The sequence below is a fragment of the Pseudomonas sp. Marseille-P9899 genome (assembly GCF_903166565.1).
Taxonomy (GTDB): domain Bacteria; phylum Pseudomonadota; class Gammaproteobacteria; order Pseudomonadales; family Pseudomonadaceae; genus Aquipseudomonas; species Aquipseudomonas huaxiensis.
In genome coordinates this window covers 1,330,988-1,357,309 of sequence record NZ_CAESCG010000001.1, presented here as the reverse complement: position 1 = coordinate 1,357,309, position 26,322 = coordinate 1,330,988, and the positions used below count along the sequence as shown (strand labels likewise).

General features: G+C 64.7%; 23 protein-coding genes. 11 read left to right on the top strand and 12 right to left on the bottom strand.

Translation table 11 applies throughout. From position 1 onward, the window contains the following. The first annotated feature begins 270 nt into the window (after positions 1-270). Together HWV67_RS06045 and HWV67_RS06040 are read left to right on the top strand one after the other, a co-directional pair. Positions 271-471 carry a hypothetical protein gene (locus HWV67_RS06045; protein ID WP_175650368.1) on the top strand — a complete coding sequence of 67 codons (201 nt, stop codon included), beginning with the start codon at positions 271-273 and terminating at the stop codon, positions 469-471. Next, the gene (locus HWV67_RS06040) at positions 468-2,300 is read left to right on the top strand and encodes a pentapeptide repeat-containing protein (protein ID WP_175650367.1); all 1,833 of its coding nucleotides are present in this window, start codon (positions 468-470) and stop codon (positions 2,298-2,300) included. Before HWV67_RS06045 ends, HWV67_RS06040 begins: the two co-directional genes overlap by 4 nt. Here HWV67_RS06040 and HWV67_RS06035 read toward each other — a convergent pair. From HWV67_RS06035 to HWV67_RS05995, 9 genes are all read right to left on the bottom strand, one after another. Next, complete coding sequence (locus HWV67_RS06035; RefSeq protein WP_175650366.1) at positions 2,287-4,224, bottom strand: sensor histidine kinase; 1,938 nt, start codon at positions 4,222-4,224, stop codon at positions 2,287-2,289. The two genes, HWV67_RS06040 and HWV67_RS06035, sit on opposite strands and share 14 nt — an antisense overlap. A 51-nt stretch (positions 4,225-4,275) precedes the next feature. Beyond that, complete coding sequence (locus tag HWV67_RS06030; RefSeq protein WP_175650365.1) at positions 4,276-4,959, bottom strand: response regulator transcription factor; 684 nt, start codon at positions 4,957-4,959, stop codon at positions 4,276-4,278. Positions 4,960-5,127: 168 nt separating this feature from the next. Then, a complete protein-coding gene (locus HWV67_RS06025; protein ID WP_175650364.1) occupies positions 5,128-6,045 on the bottom strand; it encodes a dihydrodipicolinate synthase family protein in 918 nt (305 codons plus the stop codon). A gap of 21 nt (positions 6,046-6,066) precedes the next feature. Further along, positions 6,067-6,789, bottom strand: a complete 723-nt coding sequence (locus tag HWV67_RS06020) for an amino acid ABC transporter ATP-binding protein (protein ID WP_175650363.1) — start codon at positions 6,787-6,789, stop codon at positions 6,067-6,069. Continuing rightward, on the bottom strand, positions 6,782-7,432 hold the full coding sequence (locus tag HWV67_RS06015) for an amino acid ABC transporter permease (protein WP_175650362.1): 651 nt from the start codon (positions 7,430-7,432) through the stop codon (positions 6,782-6,784). Before HWV67_RS06015 ends, HWV67_RS06020 begins: the two co-directional genes overlap by 8 nt. Before the next feature lie 10 nt (positions 7,433-7,442). Next, the gene (locus HWV67_RS06010) at positions 7,443-8,108 is read right to left on the bottom strand and encodes an amino acid ABC transporter permease (protein WP_110971629.1); all 666 of its coding nucleotides are present in this window, start codon (positions 8,106-8,108) and stop codon (positions 7,443-7,445) included. After that, complete coding sequence (gene lhpI / locus HWV67_RS06005) at positions 8,101-9,876, bottom strand: cis-3-hydroxy-L-proline dehydratase (RefSeq protein ID WP_175650361.1); 1,776 nt, start codon at positions 9,874-9,876, stop codon at positions 8,101-8,103. Before lhpI ends, HWV67_RS06010 begins: the two co-directional genes overlap by 8 nt. 10 nt (positions 9,877-9,886) lie before the next feature. Then, the gene (locus HWV67_RS06000) at positions 9,887-10,705 is read right to left on the bottom strand and encodes an ABC transporter substrate-binding protein (protein ID WP_175650360.1); all 819 of its coding nucleotides are present in this window, start codon (positions 10,703-10,705) and stop codon (positions 9,887-9,889) included. Between the two features lie 260 nt (positions 10,706-10,965). Then, entirely contained in the window at positions 10,966-11,640 is a 675-nt protein-coding gene (locus HWV67_RS05995) for a GntR family transcriptional regulator (RefSeq protein ID WP_175650359.1), read from the bottom strand. A gap of 380 nt (positions 11,641-12,020) precedes the next feature. Between HWV67_RS05995 and HWV67_RS05990 the strand changes: the two genes are divergently transcribed. After that, the gene (locus HWV67_RS05990; protein ID WP_175650358.1) at positions 12,021-13,010 is read left to right on the top strand and encodes a DNA-binding protein; all 990 of its coding nucleotides are present in this window, start codon (positions 12,021-12,023) and stop codon (positions 13,008-13,010) included. Between the two features lie 3 nt (positions 13,011-13,013). Here HWV67_RS05990 and HWV67_RS05985 read toward each other — a convergent pair whose 3' ends face one another. Continuing rightward, positions 13,014-13,529 (bottom strand): GNAT family N-acetyltransferase, encoded by a 516-nt coding sequence (locus HWV67_RS05985; RefSeq protein WP_175650357.1) that lies wholly within the window; start codon positions 13,527-13,529, stop codon positions 13,014-13,016. A 120-nt stretch (positions 13,530-13,649) separates the two neighbouring features. Between HWV67_RS05985 and HWV67_RS05980 the strand changes: the two genes are divergently transcribed. Both HWV67_RS05980 and HWV67_RS05975 read left to right on the top strand, forming a co-directional pair. Further along, the gene (locus HWV67_RS05980; protein ID WP_175650356.1) at positions 13,650-13,859 is read left to right on the top strand and encodes a hypothetical protein; all 210 of its coding nucleotides are present in this window, start codon (positions 13,650-13,652) and stop codon (positions 13,857-13,859) included. An 82-nt stretch (positions 13,860-13,941) separates the two neighbouring features. After that, a complete protein-coding gene (locus tag HWV67_RS05975) occupies positions 13,942-14,685 on the top strand; it encodes an enoyl-CoA hydratase (RefSeq protein WP_175650355.1) in 744 nt (247 codons plus the stop codon). A gap of 27 nt (positions 14,686-14,712) precedes the next feature. Here HWV67_RS05975 and HWV67_RS05970 read toward each other — a convergent pair whose 3' ends face one another. Together HWV67_RS05970 and HWV67_RS05965 are read right to left on the bottom strand one after the other, a co-directional pair. Continuing rightward, the gene (locus HWV67_RS05970) at positions 14,713-16,014 is read right to left on the bottom strand and encodes a spinster family MFS transporter (protein WP_175650354.1); all 1,302 of its coding nucleotides are present in this window, start codon (positions 16,012-16,014) and stop codon (positions 14,713-14,715) included. After that, positions 16,011-16,994 carry a flavin reductase family protein gene (locus HWV67_RS05965; RefSeq protein WP_175650353.1) on the bottom strand — a complete coding sequence of 328 codons (984 nt, stop codon included), beginning with the start codon at positions 16,992-16,994 and terminating at the stop codon, positions 16,011-16,013. The genes HWV67_RS05970 and HWV67_RS05965 overlap by 4 nt, the downstream gene beginning before the upstream one ends. Before the next feature lie 197 nt (positions 16,995-17,191). Between HWV67_RS05965 and HWV67_RS05960 the strand changes: the two genes are divergently transcribed. The 6 genes from HWV67_RS05960 to HWV67_RS05935 all read left to right on the top strand — a co-directional run bounded on the left by HWV67_RS05960 (position 17,192) and on the right by HWV67_RS05935 (position 26,237). After that, positions 17,192-18,628: a coniferyl aldehyde dehydrogenase gene (locus tag HWV67_RS05960; protein ID WP_175650352.1), complete on the top strand. Its 1,437-nt coding sequence runs from the start codon at positions 17,192-17,194 to the stop codon at positions 18,626-18,628. A gap of 18 nt (positions 18,629-18,646) precedes the next feature. Continuing rightward, the gene (locus HWV67_RS05955; protein WP_175650351.1) at positions 18,647-20,299 is read left to right on the top strand and encodes a methyl-accepting chemotaxis protein; all 1,653 of its coding nucleotides are present in this window, start codon (positions 18,647-18,649) and stop codon (positions 20,297-20,299) included. A gap of 97 nt (positions 20,300-20,396) precedes the next feature. Continuing rightward, positions 20,397-21,935, top strand: coding sequence for an amidase (locus HWV67_RS05950; RefSeq protein WP_175650350.1), 1,539 nt, complete (start codon positions 20,397-20,399; stop codon positions 21,933-21,935). Positions 21,936-22,060: 125 nt separating this feature from the next. Next, positions 22,061-23,773, top strand: a complete 1,713-nt coding sequence (locus HWV67_RS05945; protein WP_175650349.1) for an FAD-dependent oxidoreductase — start codon at positions 22,061-22,063, stop codon at positions 23,771-23,773. Further along, positions 23,770-25,461, top strand: a complete 1,692-nt coding sequence (locus HWV67_RS05940; RefSeq protein WP_175650348.1) for an FAD-binding protein — start codon at positions 23,770-23,772, stop codon at positions 25,459-25,461. Before HWV67_RS05945 ends, HWV67_RS05940 begins: the two co-directional genes overlap by 4 nt. Next, positions 25,458-26,237: an SDR family oxidoreductase gene (locus tag HWV67_RS05935; protein WP_175650347.1), complete on the top strand. Its 780-nt coding sequence runs from the start codon at positions 25,458-25,460 to the stop codon at positions 26,235-26,237. Before HWV67_RS05940 ends, HWV67_RS05935 begins: the two co-directional genes overlap by 4 nt. The last annotated feature ends 85 nt before the right edge of the window (positions 26,238-26,322 follow it).

Below are 26,322 nucleotides of genomic sequence, written 5' to 3'. Positions count from 1 at the left end.
CGTCCAGACCGTGTATGCACTGTGCACCATCGGCCAGTGCCTGCCGGGTCTGCTGGGGCAGTTGCGGATTTGAGCGGCGGCTAGCCGTCGCACAACAACGCCATTCTTATAGCGCCTCCCGCAATTGCCATTGCCGGAGAGCGCTCAGATTCGCTCAGAAACCCAATGCTGACAAAAAGCCATCTCGCCGCCTATTTTGGCCGCCGCACGGGGCACTGCCCCCCTTTATCAAGGAGATGGCAATGAAGCATCTGCATTTCGATCGGCGGCATGTCGAGCGCACGGCAACGCTGGAGGTTCGTGTTGGTAGCGCGCTATCCACTCAGTCTCCATGGCGAGCAGAGTCTCGAATGCGCCGGGGCGACCCATGGCGCGCTGCCGATGATGCAGATGTTCCATTTCGTCTTCGAGGCGGCGAAAGCCAGCATCCAGCAGACCTGTGTCTCGATCAAAGCCAAGGTGCAGCTGTGAGGACCGGAACGTTGGGCGAGTTCATGGGCAAGTTCACCTTCCATGCGGGGGCAACGTGCCTGGCCACTCTTGTGCTTCAGGATGGCGAGCAGGAGTATCGCTGGCTCCCGGCAATGGTCGCGCGCGACGACATTGCGCAGCCCGGGCTTGCCAGTGTTTATCGCTTGGCCGACGGCAGTTTTCGCTTGCGTCTCGACGATCGCTGGATAGGTTTCGCGCCCGTGGCGGGTTGTCTGACCCTGAACAGTGAGGTGGCGGACGCCGCAACCCTGCGTCTGGCAGGCGAGCCCTTGGGGCAGGGGTGGGAAGTGCAGGTCGGGGATGCCTGGAAGCCGGTGGTGTTCTACCCGCAAACGGCACAGGCGATCCTCACGACCAACTCTGGCAAGAGCGCCGTGTCGGGTTTCGAGCCGGTGATCGTCACGCCGTCGTTGGCGGCGTTGGTGGCAAGCGGACAGGGCCGTGGCGTGGACCTGACCGATGTGGTGCTGGATGGCTTAAGCGCGGTGGGTGTGGACTTCACCGGCGCGCGATTTACCGGTGCCAGCCTGCAGGACGCGGACCTGTCCAACTGCCTGTTGGGCGAGGCCGATCTGCGCGACACCCGGCTCAACGGCGTGTTTTTCGACGGTGCATTGCTGGATCACGCCAACCTGTCCGGCGCGACCCTTGGCGGGCCTGGCTGGGGTGCGCCACGCAGCGCCCGGGGGATCGACCTGAGCTTTTGCCAAGCCCGGGGCGCGATTCTCGGCAGCCCATCCGCCCGCCTCGACTGCGCCCACGCCAACTTCAGCGGCGGCGATTTCAGCCACGCCGACCTGAGCCGCCTGCAACTCACCGGGGCGCTGCTGACTGATGCTCGCCTGGAAAGCTGCTGGCTGGAGGGCGCGGTGCTGGACGGCGCCGACCTGAGGAATGTTTTCGCGCAGCGGGCAAGCCTGCGCAAGTGCTCGCTGAAAAACATCCTGGGCAGCAATGCCAACTTTACCGAGGCGGATTTTTCCGCCGCCGACCTGAGCGACAGCGTGCTGGTGGATGCACGGTTTGCCGGTTGTACCATTCGCGCCGATGGATCTGCCCGCGCGCTTTCACTGGCGGGCGCGCAGATCCAGGGTGTCGATTTCAGCGATAGCCTGCTTGACGGCGCGCTGTTGCTCGGCGCGGGCGTTGCGCTGGCGCAGGGTGTGCCGTTGTTCCGCTTGCCGGCAGTGGCGTGGGAATACCTCACGCCCGAAGGCATTGGCGGGTTGGCGCCCTTGTTCGCCCGAGCGGGTTACCCATTGGGGGCCGCACCGATCCTCGACATGGACCGCCAGTGGTGGCTGGATAATGACCGCGATACCGACTTGAGCCATCCCCGGGCTTACTCGGTACGGCGGGTTGGCGGGCAACTGGAGGTGTTCGATGCGTCGGGGGCGCTGGGGCATCTCTTCACCTTGCCGGGGTGGGCGTCCTTCGGCCTGGACGGGGTGCACCCCGATGCCTCGTTGATCACCGGGTTCGAGATGGCTGGCTATGGGCTTTCCGCCAGTGCCAACATCGACCAGGTCGAAGACCCGCGACTGCACCCGGCGGCGGACGCGGGCATTGTCGGCGCGTTCGGTTATGCCTCGTTTCGTCTTGTCCGGCGCGAGCAGGGCGTGCAGGTGTTCGGCATGGCGCCCCTGCTGATGCGCGACTGGCCTGCCTATCCCGCCGGCGTGGCGTTCAAGGCGACCGCCAGTCTGGCCGCGGCGATGTCGCCAAATAGTCTGGGCCCGGCGGGCTATCCGCGGCGCGCGCTGACTCCCGACAGCCTCGACGTCGAGGAATTTTTCACAGCGCACTGAGGGCCGGTTGCGGCAGTTCCAGGCAGAAACAGATCGGATGCCGCTGCCCCCGGCTTTCCAGTACCAGGCTGCCGCCATGCAACTCGGCAATACGCTTGACCAGGTACAGGCCCAGCCCGGTTCCGGACGTATGCTGGGCCTGGGTGCCGCGAACGTACTTGTTGAAGAGCAGAGGCGCCTGCTCGGCGGGAATCTCCGCGCCGTCGTTGGTGACGCGGATACGCACGCCGCTGGCGCTGTCCTCGACCTCAAGTAGGATGCTCGCGTCGGTCGGTGCATGGCGGTCGGCGTTGGCCAGCAGATTGCGCAAGGCCACGCGCAGCAGGCCGAAGTCGCATTCCAGCAACGCGCGCGCGCTGCGCAGGTCGAGTTCGACGCGGCCGGGCGGGAAGTCTTCAAGGCAACCCTCAAGCAACCCGTTCAGGTCATGCCTGGCACAGCGTGGTTCGCTGGCCTGTTCCGCGACGCGGTCATGCTCAAGATAATCATCCACCAGTGACAGCAGGCGCCTGGACGCCTGGTGGATATTGCGGCAACGCTGCTCGTTGCGCTCGGGTGCCGCCGCCAGGTTACGCAGCATCTGTTGGGCCGAGGTGCCGATGATCGCCAGCGGCGTGCGGAATTCGTGGGAGACCATGGCCACGAAGTCACGCTGTTCTTCGCGCATCTGCTGTTCCTGCTGCAGTGCCTGACGCAGCTCGCGGGTGCGGCTGTCGATTTCCTTTTCCAGCCTGGCGTTCTGGCTGCGGATCAGGGCATTGACCGCCTCTTCGGCATGGCGGGTTTGCGCTTTCAGCCAGCGGTAGTGGCTGATGATCCGCAGGCTCATCAGCAGCATATGCAGGAGCGCGCCGAGGGCCACGGCGTTGTCGGTGAAAAAACTCGCCGGCAGTTGGCCGAGGTTACGCAGGAAACTGATGCCGATCCCCAGGTAATAGATGCCGAACAGCAGCAGGAAGTAGCGCGCCGGGCGATGACCTTTGTACATCAGCCAGAGCGCCAGACCGATAAACAACACAATACTGGCCAGCACGGTGACCTGGTGCAGGGGCGCGCCGATCTGGTAATGCCCGGCAAGCACCGCCAGCGCCGAGGCCGTGCCGATGATCAGGCTGGCGGCGATCAGGCCGCGTTGCAGTCGCACAAAACCGGGCGCCTGCAATTGGCGCAGGGTGAAGATCACCCCGATCGGCAGACTCAGGCCGAGGGCGCATCCCAGCAGGGTGTCGCTGAACGCCATCGGCAGAGCGAGCAACTGCTGGGGCAGGCCCAGGCTCAGCAGTTCGATCAGCACGGCAATGCTGACATAGGCCAGGTACCAGCCGCTCTCCGGGGCGTGGGTCATGCGCCAGAACGCGGTATGGAACAGGATCAGCACCAGGCAGATGCCGAAGTACAGGCCGTAGCCCAGGTATTCCATGGACAGATCGCGGGCGAACCGCTCGCCGGAGACAAGGCGCAGGCTGACCGACATCGCGTTCTTGCTTTCCAGGCGCAACAACAGGACCTGCGGTTGCCCGGGGTTCAGGTCCAGGGCAAACACCGGCGAGCGATAGTCCAGGGCCCAGTGCTGGCGGCCGATGGCTTCGCCGCTGCGGATCGGGTGGGACATGTCGCGGACATCGAACAGGGTGGTCTCATCGAGCAGGGCGTTGCTCAGCATCAGCATCCACTGGCGTGGCGCGTTCGGGCCGGTTTGCACCTGCACGCGTAACCAGACCGCACCGGGCACGAAGCCAGCGCTCAGGGAGCCGGGCAGTGCTCGCCAGGCGTTCGATGTCAGCGCGGCGCTGGCATCCAGTTTCGCACCCGGATCATCCAGGCGTTCGACCACCAGGCGTGCGTCGGCGGGCAGCAGCGTAGCCGCCGGGGCATGCAAGGCAAACAGGAGCAGGCAGAGCAGCCAGGGCAGCGATCGACACATGGGACAGCCATCAGCAGGGAAGGGGGTGCGGTCTTGCTTGCAGCGCCGGGCTCAGTCGTTGATCCGGGCCACCGCGTGGAAGCAATAGCCGTTGTTGCGCAAGGTTTTCAGCGGCAGTTCCAGGCCGGTCGCTTCCTGCACATTGCGGCGCAGGCGACGGATCTGGGTATCCAGGCGCCGCTGATCATAGCTGAACCAATCCTCGCCCAGTGCCTCGACAATCTGGCGCCGGCAGACATCGGCGCCGGCGCTCGCCATCAAACGCTGCAGCACCAGGCTGTCCTGGTGCGACAGGCGCGTGACCGCGCAGTTGGGCGCCCGCAGTTCCCGCGCGCGGCTGTCCAGGTGCCAGGCGGCAGGTCGGGGTGGCAGGTCCAGGCGGCGGGCCAGGGCCTGGAGCACGGCGGCGAGTTCTTCCAGGTCGCAGCCCTTGGCGAGGTAATGGTCGGCCCCCAGGCGAAACCCTTCGACCTTCTGCACGGTGGTACTGCGGGCGGTGAAGGCGACGATGCCCAGCGGATTGCCTTGCTCGCGCAGGGCCTGGATCAGCTCCAGGCCGTCGCCATCCGGCAAATTCAGATCAAGCACCGCCAGGCGGTGACGCTCCGGCTCGAACGCCCGGGCGAAGCCGGCCAGGTCGTGGACCAGGGTCACGTCGTAGCCGCAGTCGGCGAGGAACTCGTGGAGTTCTTCGGCCATTATCGGCTCGTCTTCAAGGAGGATCAAATCGGGCATTTCAGGGGGTATCAGCGGTTCCAGGGAGGCGCCGAGTCTAGTGTGGTGTCACCTGAATAACGAACAGAATTCTCGGGAGCAGAGGCACATGTACTTCATCTTTATAACCACATGAACCTGGCCTAGCCAACTCCGGGCCGCCTCGAAGGAAGCGGCCCGGGCAATCACTCAGAGACCGACATCCGGTAGAGCAGGGCGGTTGTCCAGGCATTTGCGCATGATCGCCTGGACATAATCATGTTCTTCCTTGAGCAACGGCAGGCGCGGCGGACGGGTCAGGGCACTGCCACGCCCGACGATCTCTTCACACAGCTTGATGCACTGCACCAGATCGGCACGGGCATCCAGGTGCAGGATCGGCATCAGCCACTGGTAGATCGTCATGGCCTCGGCAAAGCGTCCGGCCCTGGCCAGGCGGAAGATGGTTTCGCCTTCTCTGGGGAACACGTTGGACATGCCTGAGACCCAGCCTTCGGCGCCAACGGCGATGCTCTCCTGGACGACGTCGTCGAGCCCGGCAAACAGCACGAAGCGGTCACCCACTTCGTTGCGTACGTCGATGAAGCGGCGGGTGTCGCCTGAGGAATCCTTGAAACACACCACGTTGTCGCAGTCGGCCAGCGAAATCAGGATCTCGGCGGTGACGTCATTCTTGTAGATCGGCGGGTTGTTGTAGACCATCAGCGGCACGTCAGCGTGCCTGGCAACGTAGCGGTAGTGTTCGGCGGTTTCGTGCGGCTTGGAGCCATAGACCAGCGCCGGCATCAGCATCACGCCATCAACGCCGACCTGGCGCACCGCATTGGCGGTTTTCGCGGCGGCAATGCTGGTGAATTCGGCGACCCCGCAGATCACCGGCACCCGACCACCCGAGGCATCCACGGCGACTTCGGTGACGGCGATTTTTTCTTCGGTGGTCAGCGAGGTGTTTTCGCCAACCGAGCCACATACCACCAGCCCCGAAACACCGTCACGGATGACGTTGGAGATGACCTGATGGGTCTTCTCGTAGTTGATCGAGAAGTCGTCATTGAATTGGGTCGTGACCGCGGGAAACACGCCGCTCCAGTTTACGCGCTTGCTCATGATTGCCTCCGGGGCTGAGGGTTACTTGACCGACTTGAGGAACTCGGCGGTTTCTGGCTTGAGCGGGTTGCCGATGACCTGGTCAGGCGAGCCGATCTCGTGTACCAGGCCGTTGCGGAAGAACGCCACACGGTCGGACACATCCCGAGCGAAGCGGATTTCATGCGTCACCAGAACCATGGTCATGCCGTCTTCGGCCAGCATGCGCATGGTGTCCAGCACTTCGCCGACCAGTTGCGGGTCAAGGGCCGAGGTGGCTTCGTCGAACAGCATGTAGTCCGGCGACATGGCCAAGGCGCGGGCAATCGCCATGCGTTGTTGCTGGCCGCCGGAAAGCTTGCCGGGGAACACCTTGAGCTTTTCACCGAGGCCGACGTGGGTCAGTTGTCTGACGGCCAGTTCTTCGGCCTCCTGCTTGCTTTTGCCGAGCACCTTGCGCGGTGCCAGCATGACGTTCTCAAGCACCGTCAGGTGCGGGAAGGCGTTCCACTGCTGAAACACGATACCGATCTTCTGCCGTAGCCGGTTGAGGTCGCAGGCCTTGTCGTGCACTTCGATGCCGTCGACGCGGATGCTGCCTTTCTGGATCGGTTCAAGGCCGTTGATGCACATCAGCAGGGTCGATTTTCCGGAGCCGGAGCCGCCAATGATCGAAACCACTTCGCCCTTGTTCACCGTCAGGCTGACGCCCTTGACCACTTCGAGGTTGCCGAAGGATTTGTGTACGTTGTCGATCTCAATCATTTTCTTGCCACCTTCTTTCCAGACGAGCGCCCAGGCGTGCGACCACCAGGCTCATGACGTAGTAGATGAGGCCGGCGATGCACAGCACCAGCAGCGGCTCCTGAATACGGGTAACGATGGTTTGCGATGCGCGCAGCAGTTCGATGATGCCGATCCACATCACCAGGGCGGTGTCTTTCATGACCCCAAGCACCAGGTTCAGCCAGCCAGGGAAGGCCACGCGGGTGGCCATCGGCAGGACGATGTAGCGCAGGTCCTGAAAAAAGCTCAGGCCCAGCGAGCGGCTGGCCCGGCGTACCGACGGCGGCACCGACAGGACACCGCTGCGCACCACTTCGGTGAAGTACGCGGCGGTGTAGACCGCAAGCACGATGCAGCCGACGGTGAACGCGCTGATGTTCAGGCCGACGATGCTCTTGAATGCATTGAACAGCACGAACTGGATCAGCAACGGTACGCTGCGAAACACGTCGAGCACCCATGCCAGCGGCAGGCTGGCCCTGGGTGCCAACGCCCGAAGCAGGCCGAACAGCAGGCCTGCGAAAGAACCCAGCAAGATCGCCCAGAAGGTCAGTTGCAGGGTGACCCAGGCGCCATCGAGCATGAACAGCAGGTCGTTCCAGGTAAAACCGGTAGTGAGCATGAACAGGTCCTCAGTAGCGGAACAGCCGCCAGGCCAGGAGCCGGGCTACCGCAACGATCGCTTTGGCGATCAGGTAATACAGCACCGCCGCGATGGCGAAGAACTCGAAGGTGCGGAAGGTCTTGACGTTGTATTCCTGGGTCACCCCGGTGAGGTCGTTATTGAGGCCGACGACGACACCCAGCGAAGTCATCAGCACCGCCCAGACCATCTGGTTGCTCAACGGGTAGAACACGATCCGCAGCAGTTGCGGCACCACAATCATCCGGTAGGCCTGGAAGGCGCTCATGCCCAGCGAGCGGGCGGCACGTATCTGGGTGGCAGGCACGGCCTTGAGGCCACCGCGAAAGTTCTCCGCCAGGTAGCCGGCATTGTTGAAGGTAATCCCGGCCAGCAGGGCCACCCACGAGCTGACGTGCAAGCCCATCGAGCCGAGACCGAAATACAGGATGTAGATCTGGAACAGCGACGGCGTGTTGCGCGCGATCGATACCCAGCCATTGCCGAAACCACGCAGCAACGGGTGGCGTGCTTCGCGCATGACCGTCAGCGCCAGGGCGATCAACACGCCGAAAATCATCGACAGCGCGGCGGTCTCGAACGTCACCCAGGCGCCGTTGAGCATGTCGGGCAGCGCCCGCAACGCCGCGCGCCACTGGAAGGTGTAGTCAAACATTGGGCAGTGTCTCCTCTGGTACGGCAGGTTCCAGCCAGGCTGGCAGACGACCGCAGGCCCTGGCGGAGCAAGCGGCATCGACACATTCGGCGAGATTGGCGAAGTGCACCGAACGGCCAACCAGCCCCGGTGCGTAGTGGGCGTATTTGCCCGAGTTGGTCATCAGCGTGCGGGCGTGCGGCGGGATCACCGGTTCACCGAGCATGCACCAGCAGGTGTCGGTCACCAGTTGCACGCCGAAGTCTTGCAGCACCGCGACGTGGCCGGCCTGGCGCGCCTGTTCCAGCACCCCGCGCCCGCTGGTGACGGCGATGACCACCGCCGGGTGTTTGTGCCGCCCCTGACATAGCCGGGCCAGTTGGGCGAACTCGCTCAAGGAAAAGTGCGGGTTGCCCAGCGACACCACATCGACTTCGGCGCTGCAGGCGCTGTTGAGCTCTCGCCAGCTCACGAGCAGGTCGCTCAGGCGCACGGTTTCAACGGTCGCCGAGGTATCGGCTGCCAGCACCTGGGCCGGGTCAAGCGCTTCGGGGGTGACCCCGGCGATGTGAAACAGCGGCGCGCTGGAGGTGGTGGCAAACGCCGCGCCGAATGCCTTGAGGTCATCCCGGCTCGGCGCGGCGTGTTCCAGTCCGAGCAACAGCGGGATGCGGCCGCCGGCCATCAGGCCGATGTGGTAACCGAGCAATGGGTAGAAGGCATCGTCGAGGTTGTTTGCCGCAGGCACCCGGACCTGCCATTGCGCCTTGCGCTGAGCGTCCAGGTGGCAGCCGATCAACGGCGCACGGCCGGTCAGGGCAATGCAGATATCAAGGTAATCGGGGTACTTCAAGGTGCGCGCGCCGAGCACGCTGTTGGCGTACACCACCGCGTTCGACTCGGCCCAACCGATGTGCTCGCCCAGCGCTGGCGCGCTGTCGAGCAGGTAAGGCGCACAGGTGAAACTCACCTGCGCACCCATGGCCATGTAGATATCGCCCAGCGTACTGGCCGGTATGCCCAGCGCGGGGTCGATGCTTTGTTGCAGCCAGCGCCGCTGGTCGACGGAAATCGCGTTGAGGGTGGTCGGCACGCGTACTGCCGCGCCCCAGCGCATCAACTGTTGAGCGAAATGCAGGCTGGCCGGGCCGGTGTAGATACAGCCATCGATGTGCGCCTGGCAGATGTCCAGCAACTGCGTGGCACCCTGCAACTGCGCCATGCGCACCACCAGTTGCATGGCCACCTGGGTGGCCTTGCCGTACTGGCCGTCAAGCATGGCCAGATCATCACGGCTCAGTTGCACGCTGGAGGGCGCGCGCTCGGCAGTCGCGGGGCGCGCATTCCAGAGCCCGGCCGGCGCGTGTTCATACAGGTTCAGGACCTCGTTCTCGACCCTTGCAAAGGCGCCGCCCTGCAAGCGTGCGAACGCTTCCTTGCCGATGCACAGCACCGGCAGGGAGCGTTCGAACAAAGCCTCGGCGACGAACACGCCGAGGGTCAGGATCTCATCGGCTTCAGCCAGCACCAGGGCGGCCGGCGCATGCCCGTTGCTGATCAACTCCATCAGCACGCTGCTGCCGGTGCACGAGCCACGGCCACTGGGGATCGCCAGCACTCGCCCGGCCAGCAACTGGCCGCTGAGCGGGTGATGGCGGTCGATCACTTCACCGGTGAACGAATCGACGCCGCCCCAGAAACTCAGGCCGACCTCGGCGAACAGCAGTTCACCTTGGGCCGCACCTGCAACCAGGCTGCGCCCGGTCAACTGGATGACTGAACCTGACATGGCCGGCGCCTCAGTAGTAGACGTGCGGGACGGTCAGGTCGGTCGGTGGAATATCAGTGCCGACCCATTTGACGAACAGCTCCTTATAGCGCCCGGTGCGCACCTGCTGATTGACGAACAGGTTCAGGTAGTTGAGCAGGCCGTACTCGTTGCGCTTGGCCCCCAGTGACACGAAGTCGACCACGTAAGGTGCGTTGCCGGCGACCTTGAGGTTCTTGTACTTGCCAGATTTCAAGGTGGCTGCGGCAACGGTATTGGTCACCACGGTGGCGTCGATATGACCCTGGGCGACGGCGAGGATGGTGTCGTTCTGCGACTGATAGGCGCGGAAGCTGCCGGTGCCCCAGCTCTTCACGTCTTTTTCCAGGGCGAGGGCTTCAAAGGTACCGCTGGTGTTGCCCAGGGCTTTGCCTTTGATGTCGTCGAAGCTATTGATGCCGGTATTATCGCGGGTCAGTACGACCATCTGGAAGGCGAAGTAGGGGATGGTCAGGCCGACGGTCTTGGCTCGTTCGAGGGTGTCGGAAGTGGAGGCGACGATCACGTCGGCGCGGCCGGAGATCAACGCCGGGATGCGATCGGGGAAAGGTGTCTCGACGATTTCGGCATCGACCCCGAGGACTTTTGCCAGGTCATTGCAATAGTCCACATCGAAACCTGCGGGGGCGTTGCTGGCGTCACGGAAACCCATCGGCGGGAAGTCCAGGGTCACTGCGCAGCGCAGGTTGCCGGAGCCGATGATGTCGTCCAGCTTGTCTGCCTGGGCGGTGGCCCTAAAGCTCGAGCCAAGTACTGCGCTGAGGGCTAAAGCGAGGGGTTGTTTTTTCATGGAGGCCTCGTTTGGGTTGCACTGGATATCGGATTAGGAATTTCGTATACGATATAAACATTGCAACGCGCGTGCCTGTTTTTGGCCTGGCGGCGGTAATCATTCGCAGGTCGTTGTGGGATAAGCCTTACAGGCTGATTGCTGACTCGGGGATCCGGTCAGGCGCTGGGTGACGGTGTTACATATCGGAGCATGGCGGGGAACTCATGCCCCTCGAGGGAACACCGGTGACACTTGTGCTGGAGGGTGGCTGCGGGGTCTTACTTGCCGGCGCTGGGCAGATGCTCGAACAGTGTTTTACACACCCCGGCGATGTGCTCATCGAGCAGCGCCACCGCCCGCTCCACATCACCGTCGCGGCAGGCCTGAAGAATCTCGCGGTGCTCGTGATCGGCGCGTTCCTTGCCAGAAGACAGGCTCATCTGCATGCGCAGGTAACGCTCCAGCTTGTCGTTGACCGAACGAATCAGATTCACCAGAAACGGCCGTTGCGCAGGCTCATATAAGCAGGCGTGCAGTTCCCAGTTGAGTTCCGCCCAGCGTCCCACGTCGTTTTCGCCGATGAATTCCTGGCAGATCGCCTCGGCCTGCTGAAAAGTGGCTTCGGTCATGTTCGGGATGGCAAGGCGCAGCGCCTTGTCTTCCAGCAGCATGCGCACTTCGAACATCTGCGCCAGTTCCGATTCCGACATGCGCGTGACCATCGCCCCGCGATTGCGCTGGAACATCACCAGCCCCTCGGCCTCAAGACGCTTGAGTGCCTCGCGTACGGGAATCTTGCTGACGTTGAACTGGCTGGCTACGTCGTCCTGGCGGATGGGTTCGTCTTCGGCGAATTGCCCGGCGACGATGGCATCGCGCAGATGCCGGGTGATGATTTCCGAGGTGGTGGGGATATTGCCCAGGTCCGGTGCGTTGAGTCGAGGTGGTTTCACGGTGCATGGCCGGTCTGAAGGAAGTTGCGGATATGGTATACGAGATTTTTATCCGCTTCGCGAGCAATGCCTTAAGGGCATTGCTCGCGGCTTTGTACTGCCGGCGTCATGACCATTGAGCCGGTAATCCGCCAACTTCCCCGCATGCTCGCCTTGCACCAGGCGTCCTGGCCACTTTCTCGGCCTACTTCTGATGAAACTGCTCTCACTTTTGATTAAAGGAGGCGTCTGGCCACTTTCTGACGGGTGAAAATCGCCTCTGATTTGATAAGTCGCAATTATTCCATCTTAAATTTCATCAAATTCCGAAAATTAATTTGATCTTTTTTGTATGTAAACACATGATACGTACCACATTATGAAATAGCAGGAACACAGACATGGCCCGCGGTGGTATCAACAAAGCAGTCGTGCACAAGGCCCGTCAGGCGATCCTGGCCCGGGGCGAGCATCCGAGCATCGATGCGGTGCGTATCGAACTGGGCAATACCGGTTCGAAAACCACCATTCATCGCTACCTCAAAGAGCTGGAAATCCAGAAGCCGCCCGCCACCACCAGCGTGCCGGACCTCAGCTCATCGCTGATGAGCCTGGTAAAGCAGTTGGCGGAGCAGTTGCGTGAAGAGAGCGACGCCTGTGTCGAAGAGGCGCAAAAGTCGTTCGATGTGGAAAACGCTGTGCTGAAAGGGCAGTTGCAGGAAAGCCAGCAAGCGCTGGCCGCCGCGCAGCAGCAATTGCAGATCCAGGGCGCGGCGCTGGCCGCTGAATCCGCGGAGCTGGCCACCGCCCGCAGCAGTCTGCAGAGCGAACACACCCGTAACGCCACGCTGAGTCAGGCGGTCGGTGAGTTGAATGTGCGCCTGGCCGACAAGGACGAGCAGATCGCTTCGCTCGAAGACAAGCATCAGCACGCCCGTGATGCGCTGGAGCATTACCGCACCGCCAGCCGTGAGCAGCGCGAGCAGGATCAGCGCCGCCATGAGGCGCAGGTCCAGCAGTTGCAGACCGAGCTGCGTCAGTTGCAGCAGACGCTGATCATCAAGCAGGACGAAACCACCCGGCTCAACCGTGACAACGAGCGGTTGCTGGTGGAAGCGCGGCACATCCAGCGCGAGTGCCAGCATCTCAAGGACCAGCAAGAGCAGCACGCGCTGGAAACCCGCACCCTCAGCGCCAACCTGGCGCAATCCCAGGGCGCGCGCGAAGAACTGCAGCGCCAGTTCCAGTCCCAGGGCCAGCAACTGGAGCTGGTGGGCGGCGAACGGCGTCAGCTACTCAAGCAGGTGGAATTGCTGGAGCAAACGACCGAAGCCTTGCGCGCCGCGCAACAGGCGGCGGCCGAAGCCGAGAAAGCGCAAGAACAGCAGTGATGTTCAGGCCGGGACGGGCAATGCTTTGCGCATCGCACAACGTCCCGGCAGCCCAAGCGCGTGCTCATGGGCTATTTGCTGCTGCAGAAAACCCTGCAACTGTCCGTCGTCCAGCGCGACGAAACCCAGCCGGGCATAGAAAGGTGCGTTCCATGGCACGTCCTTGAAGGTCGTCAGGGTCAATGCCGTGAAGCCTTGCGCTCGGGCCCACGCTTCGACAACGGCAATCAACTCCCGCCCCAGGCCTTGCCCTTGATGGCTGCGCGCCACGGACAATTCATCGAGGTGCAAGCCGCCGTCCTGAACGCTGGCACAGAGAAACCCCAGCGGCTGATCCTGCTCATCCACCGCCACCCAGAGCAGCCCTTTGTTGATGAACCCCAAGTGCTCCTCGACGCTCAGCACTTGATGGGTCGCGACCCACGCCAACCGCTCAACGCTGAGAAACGCCTCGGCCGCCGATTGCTCGATGGCGGGCAGCAGGTGTGCGTCTTGAGGGCGGGCAGGGCGGATAGGCATGGTGATCTCCATCGGTAGCGGCTTGCCACTTTAACAGCGTTGCTCCGTTGATCGGCTGCCCGGCACTCCGGGTTCTGTTGCCCCTTCCAATGATCAGGCACCCCAACCGAGGACGGCACCATGCACTCGCCCAAAGACGACCCGCTCTGGAAAGACCCGCTGAACAGCCCGCAACGCGGCACCGACCCGGTCACCGATCCCAACGTCAACGGTGATCCCCAGCGTTCGGAAGAACCCACCGATATCGAACGTGTGCCGGATGATCCGGAGCAAGGCACACCTGTGCCCGAGCCGGACGAGCCGACGCCGCTCTCGGATGAGCGACGCTGATAACTAACGCCTACTCAATCCGGACGTTTCGCGGCTGGCGGGGACGGGCTATTGCTAGGCCCCGTCAATCAGCGAGAGCGTCATGACCGATATCCTGACCCGCGAGGACTCCGGCGTCCTCATCATCACCTTCAACCGCGAAGCCAAGAAAAACGCCCTGACCGTGCCCATGTACCAGCGCCTGACCGAGCTGCTGCAACAGGCGCAATACGACCCGGCGATTGCCGTGGTGCTGTTTCAAGGCAGCGAGCAGGTGTTCAGCGCCGGCAATGACCTGGCCGATTTCATCAGCAACCCGCCTGACCGCCTTGATGCGCCGGTCTGGGAATTCCTGCGCGCCGTCAGTAGTTTCCCCAAACCGCTGGTGGCCGCAGTCTGCGGCGTCGCCGTGGGCATCGGCACCACGCTGCTGTTGCACTGCGATCTGGTACATGCCGGCAGCAACGCGCGTTTCAGCCTGCCGTTCGTCAATCTCGGTTTGTGTCCCGAAGCCGGCTCCAGCCTGTTGCTGCCCCGCGTGTTCGGTTATCAGCGGGCTGCCGAGGCATTGTTGTTCGGCGAGCCGTTCGATGCCGAGGCGGCCTCGCGCGCCGGGTTGGTCAATCGGGTGCTGGAACCGGCGCAGGTGCTCGACAGCGCCCTGGCCCGGGCGCGCGCGCTGGCGACCAAGCCGCTGGCAGCATTGATGGAAACCAAACGCCTGTTGAAGAGTGCCGATGCGCCCGCCCTGCGCGAGCGTATCGATGAGGAAGCGCGCATGTTCGCGAGGATGCTGGAACCCGACACGGCCCGTCAGGCCACCGCCGTTTTCAACAACCGCCGTTGAGGGAAAGGATCGATAGCGCTGACAGCGCTATCGATTCACCTGCCGCGAGGTACGCAGTAGCAACAGCACCGAACCCAGCACCGGCAGGCTCACCAGCAACAGGGCGTAACGCAGCGAATCCTCGCCGGCCAGCGGCAACAGCAGATCACTGAGCAACCCGGCCAGCAGCGGGCCGATGCCGATCCCGAGCAGGGTGCTGACGATGGTCTGCAAGGCCATTGCCGCACCACGGCGGTTGGCCGGCACCAGTTGCGTGACGAGGTTGTAGGACGGCGCCACCCACCACACGGCAAAAAAGCTGTACAGCGCACACCAGAGCATCGCCGTCGGCACCGGCAGGCTGCCCAGGTGCAGCAGCACGGTGTCGGGCCACAGCAGGTACGTGGCCAGGGCGCTCATGGCGGTGAGATGGCCGATGACCGGGATCGAGAATTGCCAGTGCGCGTCACGCCGGCTGAGACGGTCGCTGAGCCAGCCGCTGAACAGCCCGCCAACGCCTGCGGCAGTTCCGCAGATCACCCCGGCCAGTATTCCGGCGTGTTGCAGCGAGAGGTCATGGGAGCGCACCAGAAAACTGGTGTTCCACATGGCGATGGCATAGGAACTGAGGGTGGTCAGGCCGCCCGCCAGGATCAACTGCCGATACGCCGGCAAGGCCCACAGGCCACGGGCTTCGGCGGTCAGGCCGGGAGACACGCCGGGGGCGTGGGGCGTGAGGTCCCAGCGGCCGCGGGGTGGGTCGCGGACGATAAAGGCCAGCGCCGCAGCGAACAGCAACGCCGGCACGCCCAGGGCGATAAAGGCTACGCGCCAGCCGTAGTGCTCCACCACCCAGGCGCCGATGCTCAGGCCGATGATCGAGGAGAACGTCGGCGCCGCGGTGAAGCAACTGATGGCGAACGAGCGCTTCTGCGGCGGATAGAGGTCGGCAATCAGCGACAGCGAGGCCGAGGTGGTCGGTGATTCACTGACCGCCACCGCCATCCGCGCCAGCGCCAACAGCAGAAAACTGCCAGCCACCCCGCAGGCCATGGTCGCCAAAGCCCAGAGCAGGCATGACGCCGCCAGCAAGCGGGTGCGCGGCAGGCGGTCCACCAGCCGTCCGGCGGGCAGGCCCATGACCGCGTAGACCACGGCGAAGGCCAGCCCGGAAATCAGTCCCATCGCGGTGTCGCCGACGCCGAACTCGGCCTTCACCGGTTCGATCATCACCGCGAGGATCTGCCGGCCGACGAAGTTATCGGCGAACACCACCGCCAGCAACGCCAGCAAGCCATGGGCCCGCCAGCCCACCGGCGACGCCGACAGGGCCGGCACGGCCGCGCTCATCGCGGCGCCCAGAGGTCGGGCAAGCCGGGGTCGCTGACCACGATCAGGCGCTTGAGCAGCACTTTCAGCGCCTGGGCATCGGCGATGCCGAGCTTGGCGGTCAATTCCTGCTCCACCACCTTGGCCAGCGCAACCTGCTGCAGCGATGTCTCGCGGCCCTTGGCGGTGAGGACGAAACGCAGGTCGTCGTCATCGCCTTCGATCGCCACCAGTTGCTGACGCTCGAGGAAGCGCATGCCGGCCAGGGTCACCACATGCCCGGTGTAACTGACGAAGGTGTTGATCTCGGCGAGGTCGAGGTTGTCGCGAATGCACAGCACGGCAAGGATGAAAAACGCCTGCTCGTCCAGTTGCTGGTTGCTGAGCATGTGCCGCAGCACGTTGAGCACCTGGTAATGCCCGCGACCAAGCAGGTAACCGAGCAGGTCTTCGGTGTAGCTGCACTCGGGCGGCGGCGGGGTGGTCGCCAGGCGCAGTTCATTACGCGGCTTGCGTGTGGTCAGGGCGTACTGGCCGCTCTGGAACGCCAGCGGCGCGCGGTCGCTGTGGTCGAAGGCGAGTACCTCGCCGACGAAGATCACATGGTCGCCGCCCTCGTACTGGAACGCCGTGCGGCACTGGAAGCGCGCCGTGCAGTCCTGCAGCAGCGGCGCTTCGCTGATCCCCCGGTCCAGCTCGACCTCGGCGAACTTGTTCTCGCCCTGGGTGGCGAAGCGGCCGGAGAGTTTTTCCTGCTCGGTAGACAGCACGTGCACGTTCCAGTGCTTGCCGCTGCTGAACACCGGCAGGCTGCGCGCCTGCTTGGACAGGCTCCAGAGCACCAGCGGCGGATTGAGCGACACCGAGTTGAAGCTGTTGGCGGTGATGCCGACCGGCGCACCGTCTTCGCCCTGGGTGGTGATGATGGTCACGCCGGTGGTGAAAGTGCCGAGCGCCGCGCGGAAGGCCTGGGGGTCGAAACTGATGTGTTGTGTTGCCATGACTGGCCTCATGGGTGTTGTTTTCGTAGTGCCAGTATTGGACGCGGCCGAACGCGCTACATCGTCTCAACGGACTAACGCTTTTGCTCGATCCTCGTCCGATCGGACGAGGCGCGGCGGGGCCTGGCGGGGCAACGTGGTCCCAGGCGCATCGGGCGCTGCCAAGGCCATGAAGGCCACTTCGCAAGGGGACACGCATGAGTTCAGTCGCATCATCCGTCGACACGCTTTCCGGCCTTCTGGCCCGGCAGAAAAGCGCCTTCAATGCCGCCGGCGCCGTTGACGCGGCGACCCGCCGCGACCGCATCCAGCGGGTGATCGACCTGCTGGTGGCCCACCACGGCGAACTGACCGAAGCCATGGACGCGGATTTCGGCGGCCGTCCCGCCGGCTTCTCGCTGATGAACGATGTGCTCGGCGCACTGGCCTCCCTCAAGCACGCCCGCGATCACCTCGCGCACTGGATGCAGGACGAGCAACGCCCACCGTTCGTGCCTTACGACCAGCTGGGCGCCAAGGCCTGGATCATGTACCAGCCCAAGGGCAGCGTCGGCATCATCGGCACCTGGAATGCGCCGCTGTACACCTTGTTCAGCCCGCTGGCGTCGGTTCTGGCGGCGGGTAACCGGGCGATCCTCAAGCCCTCCGAAGTGACCCCGCGCACCGCCGCGCTGGTGGCCCGGCTCTGCGCCGAGCGCCTCGACCCGCTTGAAGTGGCGGTGGTAACCGGCGACGCCGAACTGGCCGAAGCCTTCACCGCGCAGCCTTTCGATCACCTGGTGTTCACCGGCAGCACCGCCGTTGGCCGTGCGGTGATGCGCAATGCTGCACAGAATCTGGTGCCGGTGACCCTGGAACTGGGCGGCAAATCGCCGGTGATCATCTCGACTACTGCGGACCTGGACCAGGCCGCCTTGAGCATCGCCGTGGCCAAGGCTACCAATGGCGGGCAGATCTGCATCAACCCCGATCTGGTCTATGTGCCGCGCCACCTGCAAACCTCGTTGATCAGCGCGCTGCGCAGCGCCTACGCCAGCCTGCATCCGAGCATCCAGGGCAACCCGGACGTGGTGGCGGTGGTCAATCAACGTCATCTGTCGCGGGTCGAAGGCTATATCGACGACGCCCGGCAGCGCGGCGCCCGCATCGAATCCTTGCCGGAAGCACTGCCGCTGGACGCCAGCGACCGCCGCCGCCCGCTGCGCCTGGTGATCGATCCGCCGCACGACGCACAGATCATGAACGAGGAGATCTTCGGCCCGGCCATGGTCTTGCTCAGCTATGACGACCTCGGCCAGGTCATCGACGCGATCAACGCCGGCCCAAGGCCGCTGGCCCTGTACTACTTCGGCCAGGACGCGGCCGAGCAGCGCCGGGTGCTGGAACACACGGTGTCCGGTGGCGTCACCCTCAACGACGTGATGATGCACGCGGCGATGCACGACGCGCCGTTCGGTGGCGTCGGTGCCTCCGGCATGGGGCATTACCACGGCCGCGAGGGCTTCCTTGAATTCAGCCACCTGCGCACGGTGTTCAAGGCCCCGGCCCATGACCCCCGCCGCGAGTGGGGCCTGCTGCCCCCCTATGGCGAGCACTACCTGGCGACGATGCTCGCCATGGTCACCTCCGACTGATCCGGGCGAGGAACGACCGTGTTCAAAGCCATCACCATCGCTCAGCGCCTGTGGATATGGGCGCTGCTGGCCACCTTGCTGTTCGTCGCCGCCGTCGGTTTCGGCGTCTACGGGCTGCAACAGGCGCGCGACAGCCTGCGCACCATCAACGAAGACAACCTGGCGACCCTGCTCACCTTCGGCGAGATCCAGCACCGCCTGGATGAAAGCCGGCGACAGGCGTTGCTGGCGGTCCTGCAGGATCCGGAAGGACCGCTGATGGCGGCCTTCGACCGCTCGGTGGAGGTCACCCTCGGCACCATCGAAGCCAACGGCCAGGCCGTGACCCAGCGCTGGAACGACTACCGCCAGCGCGCCCTGAGCGCCGAGGAACAGCAGGTCGCCGAAGCGTTCGAAAGCCATTACGCCGTCTGGGTCGAGGAACTGACGATCCTGCTGGAGTCGCTGCGCGCCGGCGATTTCCGCCTGCCGGGGATCATTTCCTTCCTGCGCGTGGCGGAACCGGCCGGCAGCGCTGCCGGCGTCGAACTGGGCAAGTTGCAGGCGCTGCAACAGGCCGCGGCGGAGCAGGCGTATGAGGCGGCGCAGCAGCGTTACCAGCGCACCGTTCTGGCGTACCTGCTGTTGGGCGTGGTCGGTGTGGTGGTGGGCAGCGCCACGGCGCTCACCACCCTGGGCCGGCTGCGTCGCGCCTTCGGCCAGGCTTCAGCGAGCATGCGCGCGATTGCCGGGGGCGATCTGTCGCAGCCCATCGTGATCCATGGCCGCGATGAATTTGCCCTGATGCTCGGCGACACCGCCGCCATGCGCGACAGCCTGCACGGCCTGATCTCGCAGATGCGCGAACTGGTCCAGCGGGTCAGCCGCGAGGCGGCGCACCTGGCCGAGTCGGCGGAACTGGCGTCAGTGGCGACCCAGCAGCAGAGCGAGGCGGTGCGCGGCATTTCCAGCGCGGTGGAACACCTGTCCGGCTCCATCGGCGAGGTGGAAAACCATGTTGGCGTGTCCCGCGATATCACCCAGCACTCGGCGGGGCGTTCGGGCAAGAGCGAAGGCTTTATCCGCGACATGGCCCAGGAAATGAACCGCATCAGCGACGTGATCAGCGACACCGCCGTGCATATTCACGAACTGGAAGTGTTTTCTGCCGAAATCAGCGATGTGCTCAACGTTATCCGCAACATTGCCGAGCAGACCAACCTGCTGGCCCTGAATGCCGCGATCGAGGCGGCCAGGGCAGGGGAGCAGGGTCGCGGTTTTGCCGTGGTCGCCGATGAAGTAAGGTTGCTGGCCCAGCGCACCGGGCGCTCCATTGGCGAGATCGACATCACCGTGCAACGCATCCAGGAAGGCACCCGCGCCGTGGTCGATGGCATGGGCCGCGTGGTGTTGCGGGTTCGCGAAGGCGTCAACCTGGCCCATGAAGCCGGCGACTCCGTGGCGCAGATCCGCACCGGCACCGACGAAGTGATCCGCAGCGTGGACACCATCGCCGCAGTGATCGACGAACAGGTCCGCGTCACCCGCGAGATGGTCGTGCGGGTCGAGAATGTCTCGGCGGGTACCGGCGCGCTGTCGGCGAGTGCCGGGCGCAGCGCCGTTGCGGCAGCGGACCTGGAGCAACTGGCGCGGGCGCTGGATCAGCTTTCGGCGCGGTTCAATGTTGCCTGACAGATAGCCGCCCGCAGCCCCTTGCAGGAGCGAGCTTGTCGGGGCGCCGAACCGTCGCGATGCCCCTAAACCATTAATAACTAAAAAGGTGCCCTCCATGACCACCGAAATCCCCCGCCGCACCGTGCTCAAAGCCACTGCCATCACCGCCGGCATCGGCCTGCTCGGCCGATTCGCCAGCGTCCAGGCCGGCGACCTTTCCGCCAGCGACTACCAATCCCTCGATGCCTGGGCCATGGCCGAGGCCGTACGCAAAGGCGACCTCTCACCCGAAACCCTGCTCAACGCCGCCCTGGCCCGCCACGCGCTGGTCAATCCCAAGGTGCAGGCGGTGAACATGCTGCACGAGGACTACGCCCGCAACCTGCTGGCCCAGCGCCGCGCCGCCGGCCAGTTGGCCCAAGGTGCGCTGGCCGGTGTGCCGGTGCTGCTCAAGGACCTCAACACTTACCTGCAAGGCACCACCACCAGCAACGGCAGCCGCCTGTTCAAGGACGCGCCGCCCGCGCCGTTCACCAGCACCCTGATCGCCCGTTACGAGCGGGCCGGCGCGGTGCCGTTCGGCAAGACCACCTGCCCTGAATTCGGCCTGACCACCACCACCGAATCCCTGGCCTGGGGCCTGACCCGCAACCCGTGGAACCTTGGCCACAGCGCCGGCGGTTCGTCCGGTGGCGCCGCCTCGGCAGTGGCGGCGGGCATTGTGCCAGTGGCCCATGCCACCGACGGCGGCGGCTCGATCCGTATCCCGGCGTCTTATTGCGGCCTGGTCGGGCTCAAGCCCGGCCGCTACCGCACCCCCAGCGGTCCGGCGCATTTCGAGGGCTGGTTCGGCGCCAGTGTCGGCAATGTGGTGTCGCGCAGCGTGCGCGACACGGCGCTGTTCCTCGACGCCGGTCACGGTCATGAGCCCGGCAGCGCCTACTGGGCCGCGCCGGTGGAGCGTCCCTACGTCGAAGAACTGCGCCGCGATCCGGGCAAGTTGCGCATCGCCGTGGTCCGCCAGTCGTTGACCGGTGCACCGCTGGATCCTGCGATCGCCGCGACCCTGGAGCAGACCATCAAGCAATTGCTCGGTCTGGGTCATGAGGTGGAAGAGCTGAACCTCGGCATCGACCCACGGCAACTGTTCGGCGCCCACGGCGCGGTGATTGGCACTGCGTTGCTGAGCCTGGTCCATGACCGCGAGCAAGCGCTGGGCCGCGCCGCCACTCCTCAGGATCTGGAGCAGATCACCCAGGTGGTGCTGGAACGGGCCAAGGGCGCCAATGGCGAGGCGCTGTACCGGGCACGGCAATCGTTCGAAAGCATTGGCGCTGCGATGGAAAAGCACTTTGAGCGCTTTGACCTGATTCTTTCGCCGGTCACCGCCAACCTGACGCCGGAAATGGGCTTGCTCACCCTTGACCAGGACTGGGACAGCTACGCCCACCGGGCCATGGGCAGTGCCGGTTTTACCGTGCTGGCCAACGTCAGCGGCCAGCCGGCGATTTCCTTGCCGCTGGGCATGAGCGATAGCGGATTGCCGGTGGGCATGATGTTTACCGCGCGGCTGGGCGGGGAGGATGGGTTGTTGCGGATTGCCAGTCAGTTGGAGCAGGACCGGCCTTGGGTGGGGCGGCGGGCGGTGGTGTAAATTCGAGTGACCCATCTAGTCCGCTTTGACGATGATCCCCACCCCGCCACCCGCTGAAGATGGAATCAACCGCCGGCCGCACACGCCGCCGGCCTTTCCTGACCTCAGCTAATGGCATAACAACAATGACGGCTCAAGTTCAGTCTCAATCCGCCTACGACGTGATCGTCGTCGGCTCGGGCGCGGGTGCGATGACTTCGGCGGTGTTTCTCGCCGATCACGGCCTGCGTGTCTTGATCGTGGAAAAAAGCGACAAGTACGGCGGCACCTCGGCGATCTCCGGCGGCGGGATCTGGATCCCCAACAATCACTATTTCGCTCGCCACGGCGGCAACGACAGCCGCGAGCTGGCACGCACCTACCTGCAAGCGTCCGCCGGCGAGCACGTCGAACCGGCCCGCCTCGAAGCCTACCTCGACAACGCGCCGAAGATGATCGAAGCACTCACGCGCAACAGCCGTGTGCGCTACGCAGTGGCGGCGAAATACCCGGATTACTACCCGCATTTGCCCGGCTCGCTGCCCGGCGGGCGGACCCTCGACCCGGAGCTGTTCGACACCAGCCTGCTCAAAGACGAACTGGACAACCTGCGCAAGCCATCGCCCTCGACCCTGCTCATGGGCCGCATCGCCTGGACCGCGCGCCACGCGCACAAGGCCATGGCCCGCAGCTTTGGCTGGCGCCTGCTGATTCTCGGCTTGATGCTGCGTTACAAACTCGATTTCAAATGGCGCAAGAAAAGCAAATACGACCGCCGCGCCGCCCTCGGCAGTTCGCTGGTGGCAGCGCTGCGCCGCTCGCTCATGGACCGCAATGTGCCGCTGTGGCTCAACACCGATTTCAGCGAGTTGCTGATGGAAGACGGCAAGGTCGCCGGGATCGTGGTCAATCGCGACGGCCAGGAACTGCGCATCGCCGCCCGTCACGGGGTGATTTTCGGCTCCGGCGGTTTCGAGCAGAACCAGGCGCTGCGTGAACAGTACCTGCCCAAGCCCACCGAAATGACCTGGAGCGCCACGCCGCCCGGCAACAACACCGGCGCCGCGCTGCTGGCCGGGATGAAGGAGGGCGCCGCCACCGCGCTGATGGATTGGGCCTGGTGGGCGCCAACCATCGCGGTGCCGGGCGAAGACAAGCCCCGCGGCATCTTCGCCGAGCGCGCCTTCCCCGGCGCCATCGTGGTCAACGGCCTGGGCCGGCGCTTCGTCAACGAGGCGGCGCCGTACCTGGAATTCGTCGACGCCATGCACCGCGACAACCCGCACAGCGGCGGACGCAGCGTGCCGGCGTGGGTGATCTTCGATGCGCATTTTCGCTTCAACTACGCCATGGGCCCGCTGATGCCGGCCCAGGTCATGCCCGACAGCCGCCTGCGCAAGGAATGGCTGAACACCCTTTACTGGAAGGCCGACACCCTGGCCGACCTGGCCGGGCAGATCGGCGTCGATGCCGCCGGCCTGGAAGCTACCGCAAGCAAGGTCAACGACTACGCCCGCACCGGGGTCGATGCTGATTTCGACCGAGGCGGCAACGTCTTCGACCGCTATTACGGCGACTGCAATATCAAGCCCAACCCGTGCCTGGCGCCGCTGCGCAAAGGGCCGTTCTACGCCATGCGCCTGGACGCCGGCGACATCGGCACCAAAGGCGGCCTGCTGACCAACGAGCATGCCCAGGTGGTGCGCGACGACGGCACGCCGATCCCCGGCCTGTACGCCATCGGCAACTGCTCGGCGTCGGTGATGGGCACCAGCTATCCGGGCGCCGGCGGCACCTTGGGCCCGGCCATGACCTTCGGCTATGTCGCCGCCAACCACCTGGCCAAGGAGGCTTCATGAGCGCCGGGAAAGGATGCGTGACGCAGGTTTTGCCGCCCTTGCAGGTGGACGACAGCGCGTCATTGAAGTGGGACGCGCAGTGCGAAGTGCTGGTGCTCGGCTGGGGCGCGGCCGGTGCCTGCGCCGCCTTGCAGGCACGGGCTGAAGGCGCCGATGTGCTGGTGGCCGACCGTTTTCGCGGTGGCGGTGCCAGCGCCAAGAGTGGCGGGGTGGTGTATGCCGGTGGCGGCACCCGCCAACAGCGTGCGGCCGGCTACAACGACAGCCCCGACGCGATGTTCGACTACCTCAAGCATGAAACCCAGGGCGTGGTCAGCGATGACACCCTGCGGCGCTTCTGCGACGACAGCGTGGCCAATCTGGAATGGCTGGAAAGCCATGGCGCGCCGTACTCCCACCAAGTTCCGCCGGGCGGCAAGACGTCCTATCCACAGGACGGTTATTACCTGTACTACTCCGGCAACGAACTGGTGCCACTCTATGGCGGCGTCAACCCACCGGCCCCGCGCGGTCACCGCACCGCCGGCAAAGGCCAGTGCGGCGCGGTGCTCTATGCCCATCTGCAAAGCGCCTGCCTCAAGGCCGGGGTTCGCACGCTGCTGCAGGCGGCGGCAAAACGCCTGGTGCAGGATGGCAGCGGCCGGGTGATCGGCGCCGAGTTCTGGCGTCTGCCGCCGGGCAGCGAGCAGGCGACCCTGCATGCGAAATGGATCGAGCGCGCCGAGCGCCTGCAGAATTTCGCCCCGGCTTACTGCGACAAACTGCGCCAGCGCGCCAGCCAACTGGAGCGCGACTTCGCCCGGCCGGTGCTGGTCCACGCCAGCAAGGCAGTGATCCTCAGCACCGGCGGTTTCATCTTCAACCGCGAGTTGATCGCCCAGCACGCGCCGAAATTTCGCCGCAACTTCAAGGTCGGTGCCACCGGCTGCGACGGTAGCGGGCTGCGCCTGGGGCTTAGCGTCGGCGCCGCCAGCGACCGCCTGGAGCGGGTTTCGGCCTGGCGCTTTATCAACCCGCCGTACAGTTGGCACAAGGGCATCGTGGTCAACACCGAAGGCCGGCGTTTCTGCAACGAAGAAGTCTACGGCGCCACTCTCGGCCAGCCGTTGATGGAAGAGCAGGGCGGGCGCGCCTGGCTGGTACTGGATGCGCCGCTGCGCTGGAAAGCCATTCGCGAGGCCCTGTTTGGCGGCTACTGGTGGTTCCAGAGCGTGCCGGCCCTGGCGCTGATGCTGCTCAAGGTGCGCAAGGGCAAGAGCCTCGATGAACTGGCCCGGGTTACCGGGATGAATGCGGCGGTCTTGCGCGAGTCGGTCCAGGCTAACAATGCCGCGGCCCGTGGCGAGGTCGGCGATCCCTTCGGCAAGTCCCGTGGCGGGCGCCGGGTGCTGGAAAAGGGCCCGTTCCAGGCCTGCGATATTTCCGTGGGCAACCCGATTTTCCCGCTGGGCGCGTTGACCCTCGGAGGGTTGCGGGTCGATGAACAGAGCGGCGCGGTGCTGGACGTCGCCGCCCAGCCCATTCCCGGTCTGTATGCCGCTGGCCGCGCCGCAGTGGGGATTCCTTCGCACCTGTATATCAGCGGTCTGTCGCTGGCCGACTGCGTGTTTTCCGGCCGTCGCGCCGGCCAGGCAGCAGCCTGCGAAACACTGAACCAAGCGCAATTTGCCGATGAGGCCCTGTCATGACTGAACTGCAACAGAAACTCCCCGGCCGGGTGCGCGACAAGATCGCCCTGGTCACCGGCGGTGCCAAGGGCATTGGCCGTGCCAGCGTGCGTCTTCTGGCACGGGAAGGCGCCCGCGTGGTGATCGCCGATATCGATGTGGCGGCGGGTGAAGCCCTGGCCGCCGAAATCGGCGACGCAGCGCTGTTCATCGCGCATGACGCCAGCAGCGAAGCGGGTTGGCAGCAACTGATGGGCGAGGTGCGCGAGCGCTTCGGGCGGCTGGATATCCTGGTCAACAATGCCGGCATCCTGATCCCCGGCACCATCGAGGAAACCACTCTGGAGGACTGGCACCGGCTGATGCGGGTGAACGCCGACAGCGTGTTCCTCGGCTGTCGCGAGGCCATCGGGCTGATGAAGACGGGCGGCGGCTCGATCATCAACCTGTCGTCCATCGCCGCCCTGGCCGGGCGCGACGATTACCTGGCCTACAGCGCCTCGAAAGGCGCGGTGGCGGCGCTGACCCGTTCGGTGGCGGCGTTCTGCCGGCGGCGCAAATACCGCATCCGTTGCAACAGCCTGCACCCGGACGGCGTATTGACCGACATGACCAGCGGTGGCTTCCCCGCTGGTCTGGACCCGGAGCGCCTGACCATCGACAGCGACCCGATGAACCGCATGTGCCGGCCGGAAGACGTGGCCGCCAGCGTGCTGTTCCTCGCCAGCGACGAGGCGCGGGCGGTGAACGGCGTCGAGTTGCGGGTGGACAGCGGGCAGATGGTGATGAGCATCTAGGCTCTGTATGAACAGCCTTGATACTCGGTGATGCTGCGTTGAAAACAGCCTCGGAATGCTCATTTACAACCCGTAAACTCCGCTT